Genomic DNA, 12,033 nt, shown 5'->3' on the forward strand with positions numbered 1-12,033 from the left:
CTTTACAGCTCTTATTTTGCCAACTAAATTAACAGTTATTAGTTTATGACTCAGATTCCAAATAGAATAACAACAAATTTAAAATATATTTAAACCACACCATCCTGTGTTTTACAAAAATGTAAATAAAACCTTTATTTAAAAAATAAAATTAATTATAATAGAAAATAAAAAATAGTTATTATGTATTTAAAAAACAATTTTAGCTATGGCGACTTATTGTACGGCTTAGGTAACAGGGAAGAGCCGCAGACATATCTATTGAAAAATGGGTTCCAAGATATAAAGTCATCGCTTGTTCTAAGTGATCAATACAATATCTTAATAGGTATAAATAAGCCTGCGATGTCTTTACAACCTAACTTTTACAATTTATTTCTACAAATATATAATTTTTTGGGTAAAGAAAAAAATGAATTTAAACTTGACAATTTCGATAAATTCCTTGATTTTGACGGAAATTTGGAGCATCCACAAACCAAAGGTCGCCTTACAAAATTCCCTCATGAAACATGTTCTTATAGGAAGTATGCGATTAGTTGGGCCAAAGCTATTGGCAAATATCCACAAAAATTCAACGACGGCGAATTCATAATAAGTGCTTACGTTTATTACTTAATTATAATTTTTCTTTGCAAAAAAAACATATCCCATTTTGTAAAAAGAGGCAAAAAAATACATTTTATTTTGGATGGAATAAAGCTTGAACCGTATATAAATAAATGTAATATAGATTTGCTCACTGCTTTTCATAATATTGATTCTTTTAGCCAAAATGAAAATACAGATGCTTTTTTCGACTCACCCAAAATCGATCCTGAAAATAAACGCCTTATAGACAAGATTGGGAACCTAATTGATAGTATTCTTATACAAATACCTAGTGTTACCATTTGGGAATTAATAGAATGCTACCAGCTTTATAATTTAGATTATACGTATAGAAATAATATTAAATTTTATCGTAAACAAGAAGATAAGCATCGAACAGAATATGTAGAATCATCTCCGCCATGGATATCTAATAAAGATCAATGGCATGCACTTTTATTAAAACTTCGTAATTCTGAATTTAGAAGTATGAGTATATTGATGGATGCTACTATCGTTTGCTTTAATAACTATATTAAAAAGCAAATAGGGTCAAAAGAAGAAGATGCGTATGTTAGAAAATTTGTTACTAATATGCTTAAAGTATCCTTATCAACGAGTAGACTTAAAAAAGCGTTTAAATGTATTTATCAATTAATATCTGATTATGGTTCATATGGTCCTGAGAAATGTTTTTTTGCTGAAATGTTGTTTGAGTATTTATGGAGATATAAAGAAAATTTTTTATATTTCTTTAGAGGTGTCGCTAACTTTAGCATACAAAAACCTGGTTCCCCGATATGTCACAATATGTATAATATTTTTACTAATATAAGGAATCTTTCAAAGAAAGATTTTCAATTCAGCATAAAAAAAAGACCAAAAGACGATTTCTACATGGGTCTTCGTTCAAGAAAATATCTTGAAAATAGCCTAATAGATAATAATTATAAAAATTTAAAGTACTACTCCGATAGTAATGGTTTTATTTACGCCAAATAAATTAAGTTGTTTTATATCTTTGATTAAACAGTTACGAGCCTTAAATTTGCAACTATTTTTTCAAACAAATTAATCAAGATTTATAGATGTTCCTTTAATACTAACACCACTAGAAGAAAGCTCCACCGAACTTTCTCCACATTTTATGATCACTGTACTAGAATTTATTTCTATACTATTACTACCACATTTTAGAATAATTTTATCTTTACATTCAATAGTTGTCTCTTTAGCTGTTAATTTAGCTGACTCATCTTTCTGACTTAGTGTCAAAATGGTTTTTTGGTTTGCATTTATAGTTATATCGTCAGAAGTTATTTCAAAAAAATTATTATTATTATCTGCCATAATATTATTACTCGCTTTCTTTGCAGCTTATATACCCCTTATTATCTACTGTACAACTCCATGAGTTTCCAGCAGGGTCAGGTATATAATATCTCCAGATGTTATAATCTTTTCCTATATTCATAACAAAATATATAGCTCCAGGCTCATCCTTAGATTTAAACGATAATGTGTCAGTTAGATTCTGAGGGTGAATTAGCTTTGTTTGGTGTTCGCTATCTAGAATTTGTTTGCTAAGAGAGTCATATGTTGTCTGAGTCATCTTTTCCATAGAACTAGGTTGCTCATAAACTACTAGATAATTGTTACCCTCATTTGCCTGAGCAGAAGATTTTAGATTAAGATAAAATTTATCTTTTGCTGTAGTCGTTATGCAACCTGATAATAAAAGGGGGATGGTTATACTAAAAAGGTGTTTTTTCATTATATGCTCTCCGTGGTATTTATTTTATTAAACGCACTAAACATATTGTCAAATTGAATTTTAAATTTAATAGCTATATTATTTTGATCCCAAGTATATGTGTTACCGTCTTTATTTGCTGCATCAAGAAGCTTTAAAAAAGACCAGTAGCTTGAATGTATTTCTATAGAGTTAATTTGATCATAGTTATCTATATACCCCACAGAGCTGGGTTGCTGCTCAAACCATTTATATTTTAGCGTTATAGGCTTTTGTTGGGTACTAATTCCTATAACTTTTTCATTACCAGTACTTAAAATAGTCATTTTAACAAAAGTATTATTTGCCAAGTAGGCATTTGGAGCTGGCATTATATGTAATGTAATGTCTAAAGGTTTTGGCTTTCCAGATTTATCCCATAAAGAGTTTGTAAGTTTTTGGACACTATTAAGAATACTAACCATATTTTGAGTATTAGAGCCAAATAGACCTGGAATTTTAGCTATCCATTGCTCATTTTTGTATTCAAATATTCCGTACATATCTTTTTTGACAGTTTTCCAAAATTTCCCTTTTGGACCAAAGGTTTCAGTAAGCTCTTTTGGAGAAATAGCTGTGTCAGATTTATCTATGAAAGGATAATATTTTTTTTGTTTATCAATCATTGGTAATATATCTTTTTCCCAAAGATTATACTTACACGTGGTAAGATAAGGTCTCCCAAATTGCATGATACTTTGTAATGGTGCTGTGAAAATAATAGAATTTTCTTCACTGATATTATTCTTCTTCAGCAAAGAATTTACCTTATATAAATAAGAACCTTTTGGCTGTGTAAATAAATCAAGAGTTACCTTGTTTATAGCATCACTTTTGTCATCAGAGTCATGAATTTTATCGACTATACTTCTTATTATTTGATTATATTGTTCCATATCATTAGGGTTAGAAATCATTTTATTAACGTTTTGGAAGTATAAATTAATTAGTTCTAATTGAGGTATTTTTTCTAGGTTTTTTTTATCAAAAGTCGTGTTCTCTATTAGAGTTTTTAACATATTATTAAACTGGGAACTAGTTGATGAAATAAGTAGTAAAGAAGAAATTATATCATTAGGATTTATACTATTTTTGTATGAAGTTATAAGTTTAATATATGATTTTTTATAATTGTCTATATATGTTTGTAAAGCATTATTATAATAGTTATTAATAGCAGAACTATCAATATCATATTTTTTTAGTAAATTAATAACCTCTTTATAGGAGGTTATCTCTGGGAATATTATTTCTTTTAATCCAGCCTTGGTATATATAGTTGAGATATTGCCATAATAACTGCCTTTGTCAGCTATATTAATTGTAGATTGCTTAACAGTATTTTTATCTATAAGTTTAGCTCTTGATAATACTAGATTGTTCGTTATATCGTTATAAATTGCCTGCATAATTACTTTATGCCATATTGGCTTTGCCATTTTTGTATCATTAGGCAAATTCTTTTCTAACTTTTTGTCTATTTTTTTTAACAAGTCAATAGCTGCCTGGAGATTGTCTACTTGGGTTTCATTAATAGAAGGAATTAGCTCTTTTATATCTTTAAGCTCATCTGAAGACTTTGTAGTATCTTTGACTTTATCGTAAAGTTTTTCAAGAAATACTCTGTTATATTCTGATAGAGATTTTTTCATTGTAGGAAAAATCCTCTCCATGAATATGTTTATAGTTTGTTGTTTTGCTACAGGTAAGTCTAGTTCGTCTAGAAATATATGTAAAGTTTTTAGATTAATAGTAGTATTCTCTAACACATATGATTTAACCATTTTATACAGATTGGAATTAACAAGTAAGGTTTTATAAGTCAAATCTAAATTATTAAGATCTTTATTAGCTATATTAATATTTACTTTTGGTACTGGAGCACTGATATACGTTGTAATAACATCTTCAGGTATATTTGTTGCTAAACTCCATAACTTCATATTTGACTTTACAAAACGTTGTAAATCGGTATTTTGGGGTGCACATAAGATTAAAAAGATAAAAACTCTATTTATTGTATCATCTGAGGAGAAAGTATTTTCTAATAAGCCTAAAAGTTGATGTTGAATCTTTATACCTTCATTAACATAAATTCCATACTCTAACATTTTATCTGGGTACAGAACACTTTTTATTAGTTTACTTTTTACCTCTGATATATAGTTTTTACTTAAATTGACCACTTGCTTAGCTTCTTTAGGTTTAATTGAAATAGCAAAAAGCTCTTGTTTATATCTACTAATAATATTTTTGTAAATGAAAATATTAGCTGCAAATATTACACCTAGTATAATTAATGTAGCTACTATACATATCCATATTATTTTCTTGAACATTTTTTCATTATATGGCTGAGAACCAAAAGACCTCTGAAACAGGTTCTGGTTAATGCTAGCTGTAGTATTATTAAGATATAAAGAAATACTCTGAATAGCTTTTGGCGTATCTATATAATCTAATTTTTCCAAAAAATATTTAAAACAATTATAGATATCGTTGATGAAATAACTAAAACGCAAAAATCCCTGAGGATGTTTTTTAAGTAACATATTATTTGCTAGGGCGTTTAATTTCTTAAGATAATGTTCAAATTCTTCTTTTATGTTTTGTGGGCTTAAAGTAGATGATAATAGAGGGATATCATGTTTTGCAACATAATCAATAAAAGTACTATAGTTAGGGTGCTTTTCAATATCAGCAACAGACAAAACAAAATTAGGAAGCTTTTTGTAAGTTTTTGCTAGTTGTATTATTACTGATCTTAGATTCTTTATTTCTTCTAAAATAAGTGTTTCGTTCTTAATATTTATATGCTCAAATGAGTAAACAATAGTTGGAATTTTCCCACACATCGAACTAACCTTATGACAGAATGCTCCTAATTCTTTGTATATATGATCTTCATTAAATCTATGTAATTCAAGGATATAAGATTGGTCTGATAGATAATGATTGTAGCTAGTGCTTTCAACCTTGTAGAGCTCTACCCCTAGAGTTTTATTTGTCTCATTTTCGACAACTTTTGAGTTAGATGGGTTTATATGGATAAAAAAATTAGCATTAGTTTTAAAAGATTTTTTCGTTTTTCTGTCTGCTTGTGATAATAACTGTCTAAAAGACTTGTTTAGCCTTAGAGAATTTCCTAACCTAAATTTTGGAAGAAACTTTCGTAAATACTTTCTTAAATTTTTAATATTAAAAACTAGTAATATAATAACAGCAACAATAAAAATTAATACAAAAGCTAATAATATTAAGATATATAAGTTCATATGTATTTACTCCAAAATCTTATTTTTTGCAATCTACACTTATTTTGAACGACTTATTATTCATCTCTAGGTTTGATGGAGTACCGTTATCTGTAGGGCAGTGACTTATTTTAAATGAGCTTGTTTTATCTCCAGGTACATAAGTATTTTGAACCATCGTGAGTTGTTCTTTGCGGTTTTCAAATATTATTCCTTGGTTTTGTTCTTTATCACCTGCTGTAAACATATCTTCTGGAGCAATATAGTTCTTTATTTTCGTCACGTTTGCATGCTCTTGAAATAACTTAATCTCTACTTCGGTTCCAGATTTCAAATAAAACAATATATTTGAATATGATAATAAGGTCATATCAGCAGGTACAAAGCGCTTATTTTCCGATGTTAATTTTGTCCATAATTGAGGAGCTACCTTTACTTGATATCTAGGTCTACTAGCTGCGTTAGGATCTAAGGTAGCTATCTTATCAGAACAACTATAGCTTTCATTTGCAGCCATACTTTTACTTGAATCAGCTGTGTAATTAAAAAGTTCACTGGTATGGGTTGCTTTTTCATCGTCTGATTTTGTAGCAAAAATATGTCCACTAATTTTTAGTGCTTTAGAAGCTGGGTAACTTTTATTTTTAGGCCATAACTCCTTATTATATAAGTATAGTTTTGAATGACAGTTAAACATTAAAGGAAGTTTATTGTTTTTTAAAAGCTTATCTTCAAATTCAAAACTAATTTTGTCTTCTAATATTTTGCCTTCTTGCCTATCTTCATAGGCAAGAGGATGCCTTTTATTATTTTTTGCATAAAGTGGTGTCTTTTCAAAATTCAAATCAATCTTATGTAAAACCATATTTTTATCAGTTTTACCTAAAATAAGGGACCATTCCTCTGAGGTTAAGCTAATAGTGTTTTGTAATGGAAAGATTGAGTATGAACATGGAAGCGAGCTAGAATTTATTTCTAAACCAGTATTTTTTGCTGCAAATTTATTTTTTAGTCTAGCTTGGCAATTATCTACTTTTAGTTTAAATAAATTGTTAACATCATGCTGCGTTGTATGATCTTGCTTAAATGAATCTATTGTCTTAGGTATATCGTCTAATTCTGTGACTTTTAATTGTTGCTTAGCAGCAGAGTTTGGATTTACATTTACTAGAGTCTTTTCTGGTAAGTAAGGCTTATTGTATATATACCTAATACTTTGTATACGCTGTTTATCTTCTTTTAGAATACTTTTAACAGGTTTAGCTTTTGACAATATACTCGAGTAATCAGAAGTTATTGTATATGTGGCACTAATATAATCGTATAATAACAATAAATTGTATTGTTTTAAAATATAACTAACGTATCCAAGAAACCCATCCTCACAACTACCATCTTCACAATTCATGCAGATAAAAGGTAACTTCTGCTTGAGAGTTGTTTCACTACTTTTATCAAAAATTAATTTAACTAATTTTTCAAAAGGCCTGTTTTGCTCTATAAAAATATCATTATATGATTGACCACTATAAATGCAAACAGGGTTTAACTGCTTCCAAAAGAAACTCATTGCGTCACAAAAACTTATTTTGTATAAAGCATCACATTTAACTAAAGGAGAATTTATTTTTCCACTTACTAAGCCAAATTCTGGAGATCTTATTAGCGTTTCTTTCGTTTCATGGTTACCTGAATAGGCGGTAAACTTTATTTCTTGATTGCCTAAATCACCATTTTTTTCAATAAATTCTTTTTGATCACTCTCTAAGAAAAACTCTTGTTTAATCAAGATTTCTAGTTGAAAAGGAAGTCCATTTGCAAGTATATCCATAAGCTTATTATCATACTCAGTTTGGTATGGATATACAAAATCTATATGGCCACAAAATCCTTTAGTTTCTAAAGAAAGTTTAAGGTCTTGAATATAGAATGAGTTAACTTCTATACTCTTATCTGCCTGTAAAGAAAGCTTTTCATCAAGAGGTATTATTTTTAATTTTATTGATTGCCAAGCTAACGATAAATATGTATTTGGAAGCAATTTTTCTATAAGAGATTTATGCCATTTTTTATTTAGATCAATATTATTCAGAAGCTTCTCATCTATAGGTAACATCTTCTCTAAGATGCCATCTCGTTTAAATAGATCATTAAATTTTTCTGTGTATACTAAGTCTATAAGCTTATCTTGAGAAACTTCTTTAATTACATTTAGCAGTATCAAATCATTTATGTTTTCTTCATCCATGTTCTTACGCTTAGTTTTTTATCCCTCCTGGTTCTTATGAATTATACATATGAAAAGTAAAGTTTCGTGAGATTCTACACCAAAAATTTATGAAGGTTAAAAACAATCTAAAATTTACCGTCTTTTTATCCTAAAAAATTAATGCTTAGATGGAGTTTTTTTGTTTAATATTAGTTTTTTGTTTAAAACAAAGTGCTGTAAAAAAAGTTATAAAAAAATTTTTACTTGTTAGAATCAATTTTGAGATAAAGCAAAAACCCTATTTTTGTAAGATAGAGTTAAAAACAAAGAAATAGGAGAGATGCAAATGGCTGTAAATGATGAAATTCCTAAGTCCCGACTAATGCTTCGCTATAAAACAGAGGTCGACGGGGAACTAAAAGACAAAGAGTTGCCATTTAGACTTTTGGTAGTGGGAGATCTTTCCCAAGGTTTATCAAAAGATAGAAAGCAAGACTTTGAAGAAAGAAAAATCCGTCACATGGACGGAACAATAGACTCTATGATGAAGGATATGGATATGGAGCTTAATATTTCAGTTCCAAATCGTATAACTCCATCTAAGTCTTCAAATTTAGATGTCAAGTTAAAAATTGATTCCATGAAATCTTTTCAACCAGGAGTAATAGCTGAAAGTGTTCCTCAACTTAAGTCTTTAATTCGACTAAGAGAAATGGTTCAAGAATTTGAATCAACGGTTGATAACAATAAAGGTTTTCGCAATTTGGTAAAAGAAATCTTAAGAGATGAATCCACTTTGGAAAAAATAAAACAAGAGCTCCCTGCGTTAGAGACTTTCAAAATGGTTACTGAAGAAGTTTTTTTAGTCGAAAAGGAGGAGAAGTAATGTCTGAAGTTACACAAATAGAAGTAAAGGATGAGATTAACTTATCAAAGCTATTCTCTAGCTTGAATTTAAAAACAACAGAAAACATCTTGCGAAAAGTTGAATATGAATACGTTACAGACGCAAATAATCAGATAGATATAACATCTGATGATGTTTTAAGACTAGCTGCTGGATTATCGGCTATTTTTGCAAATGCAAAAAATGAAGATATGAACCTTTATAATAAACATTTAACACGTAACGTTATAAACCGCATTGACAGTATAATCGAAGAGCAAGTAAATGATATTATTCACAATGAAAAGTTTAAAGCTTTAGAGAAACAATGGTTATCTATTAACGAAATTTACCTAGATAAACCAAATGATGCTCCTATTAAACTTTCAGTTCTAGATGTTTCAAAAGAAGAGTTATTAGATGATTTTGAGACCAATGCTGTTGATATTTCATCTAGTGATATGTTTAAAAAACTATACGTAAGCGAATATGACCAGTATGGTGGGGAGCCTTACGGCACAATGATTGGCTTGTATGAGTTTCAAAATACACAAGATGATATAAACTGGTTATCTTTGATGGGTAAAATAGCTACAGCCTCGCACGCTCCATTTATTGCAGCAGTTAGTCCTAAGTTTTTCGGGTGTGAAACAGCTGAAGATTTAGCAGATATCAAAAATCTAGGTGCTCTTATGGAACATCCAAAATACGGTAAGTGGAATAATTTTCGTAAAACAGAACAAGCTGCATACATCGGTTTAACAGTACCACAATTTTTGTTAAGAGCTCCGTATGACCCAGATAATAATCCAACCATTGGCAAGTATATTAAGAACTTTAAAGAAAAAATAACTAGCCCTCTTTCAAATGAAGAGTATACATGGGGTAATTCATCAGTACTATTTGCTAAAAACTTAATGAGAGCATTTAAAATTACTGGTTGGTGTCAAAGTATTAGAGGTCCTCGTGCTGGAGGTACTGTAGAAGGACTTCCTGCTCATACCTTTAACATAAGAGGTTATGAAGAGCTAAAAGTTCCAACAGAATTTGTTATACCAGATTATCGTGAGTTAGAATTTGCTAATGCAGGATTTATGCCTTTTGTATATAAAAAAGGGACTTCTGAAGGCTGCTTCTTTAGTGTTAATTCATTAAAGATGGTTCAAGAATATAAAGATCCAAAAGACTCTGAGAACTCGCAGTTAATAGCGAATATTTCTTACACATATTCGGTTACTCGATTAGCTCATTATATAAAGATGATAATGCGTGATCGTATTGGATCATCCGCTACAAAAGAGACTATTACAAACACTCTTTCTAGTTGGATTAATAGCTATGTTACCACGGTTCCAAACCCTACTGATCTGACAAAAAGTTATTTTCCTTTCAAGGCTGCAGAAATATCTGTGGAACCGATAGAAGGAAAAATCGGTTGGTACAGATCAAATATTACCATACTTCCACATGTCCAATTTGAAGGTATGGATGTTGAGTTAAGTATTGATGCAAGACTTAACTCATAAGTAGTTGGCATTTAAATAAATAAGGAGAGTAGAGATGTCAGATTTTATAGCTATCGATGGTCAAAAAATGGTTTTAACTCCAAACTCACACCCTAGTGCAAATTTAACTAGTCCGTCACCAACCCATGACGCTGTCTTTTTGGAGCTTAAATTTAGTGCAGAAGCAGGACCAGCAGACCTAAAAACAAAAATACCTTATTATGATGTTGGTACAACGTCTCCAGGAAGTGCTGCTGTAAATTTTAAGTTAGAGCATGGCGATTTTGATGCTGTCAACCAAACTATAGTCTTACACTTACGAACAACAAAAACTATAGTTTCTGAATTAAACAAGGCTATTACAAAACTATTATCTTCTGGAGCAAAAGCACAGCTAAGTGTAGAGATAGCATCTGCTAATGATAAGCAAACTGTAGATCAAGCTAACAAAGGTACTATTGTTAAATATTTTGATCCACAGGGAGCAAAATTTACACTGTGTGAAGAAAAGACCCGCCAGTTTCAGCATCTGCTAGCTCATGAGTGTGGTGATTTATATAGCCGTTCAGCTACAAATAATGAAACTGAGTTAACAGGAACTATTATCATTTCCGGTAAATGGGAAAAAGGTACACCCATTTCTACATGGACTAGTGATAGTAGTCAAAAAATAGTTGTAGGCGTAGATAGTGGTAAATAATAAGTAGATATAAACATGAGTAAGGCAAGTGAAGAGTTAAAAAAACTATTTGATACTAATCGGGATTGGCGAGTTTGTAAACGCTCTAATCTTGAGTTACTAAATGAGTGTACAGAACTTTTAAATAACCGAAGCTTTCAAGAAACGATGTGTTTAATTACTAAGTATATTCAAGAAAATAATGTATTAGATATACAATTATTTTGCCTTTACTTGCAAGCTTACTTTAATATAAACCACTCAGCTGGAAATTTTGTCTCAGTATTAGAAATTTTAGCTGGAGTATTAAGTGGTTATCATCTTATTACTCCTACAAATAAAAAAGACACAATAGTGTTACGTAACGTCATAACTTTAATTAATGAAGCTAATGATGCTATTAACTACTATTATCCTGATTTTTTGGATAATCAGTTACAGCAAGTTACAGAATTTTTAGAGCAAGTTAAAGATCTTTTGGCATGTAATATCCAAGAAGTTGGATTAATTAACTTTAATAGAGCAAAAAACCAAATACTAGCTACTATTTCTAAATACGTTTTTAAAGAAGTTGTTAATAGTAATCAAGAAAAAGCTGATAATGAGAAGGTAGATAACTCTCTAGCTCAGACAAGCAAAGAAAATGTATATAGTTTCTATTGGTCTAACCTTTTGCTAAAAATAGCTAGATTTAACAATTTAGCTAACCCTTTGGATACTGTATCAGATAGGTTTGAGCTAGCTTTACTCTTTGATTCGATTCAGACTGAAATACAAGAATTTAATCCAATTAAATATTTTCCCAAGGAATTCCAGGTTTTTTTAAATTCGGTTACACCAGAAACTTACTCTCAAATTCAACAAATTATAGAGAATAGTAAAGGCTCTGCTTTATGGGATTTTATGCTGCAAAAAACTCACGCTGATATTGAGTTAAATATTAAAAATAAAAAAATAAATACTGGATTTGATATAGACGATATTTTGCAAGCTTCTAACTATAAAAATAATATTAAAAATATGCTTGATGAAAAAATTGATGATTATCAGACACCACCAAATAATGATGAAGCTTTTGGTCCAGATTTTGATATTTTGGATTTATAAAGAGGAGCAG

Annotated in this window: 9 protein-coding genes; 5 read left to right on the forward strand and 4 right to left on the reverse strand. The window is 29.8% G+C overall.

Features of this window, described 5'->3' with window-relative positions; genetic code table 11:
* The first annotated feature begins 183 nt into the window (after nucleotides 1-183).
* Nucleotides 184-1,593, forward strand: coding sequence for a hypothetical protein (locus FRA_RS07525; protein WP_035720412.1), 1,410 nt, complete (start codon nucleotides 184-186; stop codon nucleotides 1,591-1,593).
* A 69-nt stretch (nucleotides 1,594-1,662) separates the two neighbouring features.
* Here the strand turns inward: FRA_RS07525 and FRA_RS07530 are convergent, their stop codons facing one another.
* The 4 genes from FRA_RS07530 to FRA_RS07545 are packed head-to-tail and all read right to left on the reverse strand — an operon-like array spanning nucleotide 1,663 to nucleotide 7,885.
* Complete coding sequence (locus FRA_RS07530) at nucleotides 1,663-1,941, reverse strand: hypothetical protein (protein WP_035720413.1); 279 nt, start codon at nucleotides 1,939-1,941, stop codon at nucleotides 1,663-1,665.
* Nucleotides 1,942-1,948: 7 nt separating this feature from the next.
* Nucleotides 1,949-2,365, reverse strand: coding sequence for a type VI secretion system lipoprotein IglE (iglE, locus tag FRA_RS07535; protein ID WP_321174121.1), 417 nt, complete (start codon nucleotides 2,363-2,365; stop codon nucleotides 1,949-1,951).
* A complete protein-coding gene (locus tag FRA_RS07540; RefSeq protein ID WP_035720417.1) occupies nucleotides 2,365-5,658 on the reverse strand; it encodes a cation-binding protein in 3,294 nt (1,097 codons plus the stop codon). Before FRA_RS07540 ends, iglE begins: the two co-directional genes overlap by 1 nt.
* Nucleotides 5,659-5,677: 19 nt before the next feature.
* Nucleotides 5,678-7,885, reverse strand: coding sequence for a hypothetical protein (locus FRA_RS07545; protein ID WP_035720418.1), 2,208 nt, complete (start codon nucleotides 7,883-7,885; stop codon nucleotides 5,678-5,680).
* Between the two features lie 307 nt (nucleotides 7,886-8,192).
* On the opposite strand from FRA_RS07545, the gene tssB reads away from it, so the two are divergent.
* From tssB to FRA_RS07565, 4 genes are read left to right on the forward strand one after another with little or no spacing between them, the layout of a single operon-like run.
* Nucleotides 8,193-8,732 (forward strand): type VI secretion system contractile sheath small subunit, encoded by a 540-nt coding sequence (tssB, locus tag FRA_RS07550; RefSeq protein WP_035720420.1) that lies wholly within the window; start codon nucleotides 8,193-8,195, stop codon nucleotides 8,730-8,732.
* On the forward strand, nucleotides 8,732-10,258 hold the full coding sequence (gene tssC / locus FRA_RS07555; RefSeq protein ID WP_035720421.1) for a type VI secretion system contractile sheath large subunit: 1,527 nt from the start codon (nucleotides 8,732-8,734) through the stop codon (nucleotides 10,256-10,258). Before tssB ends, tssC begins: the two co-directional genes overlap by 1 nt.
* Before the next feature lie 34 nt (nucleotides 10,259-10,292).
* On the forward strand, nucleotides 10,293-10,937 hold the full coding sequence (locus FRA_RS07560) for a hypothetical protein (protein WP_035720422.1): 645 nt from the start codon (nucleotides 10,293-10,295) through the stop codon (nucleotides 10,935-10,937).
* A gap of 15 nt (nucleotides 10,938-10,952) precedes the next feature.
* On the forward strand, nucleotides 10,953-12,023 hold the full coding sequence (locus FRA_RS07565; protein WP_035720424.1) for a type VI secretion system protein IglI family protein: 1,071 nt from the start codon (nucleotides 10,953-10,955) through the stop codon (nucleotides 12,021-12,023).
* The last annotated feature ends 10 nt before the right edge of the window (nucleotides 12,024-12,033 follow it).

It is taken from the genome of Allofrancisella heilbronnii, assembly GCF_000710735.2.
Taxonomy (GTDB): Bacteria; Pseudomonadota; Gammaproteobacteria; order Francisellales; family Francisellaceae; genus Francisella; species Francisella frigidaquae.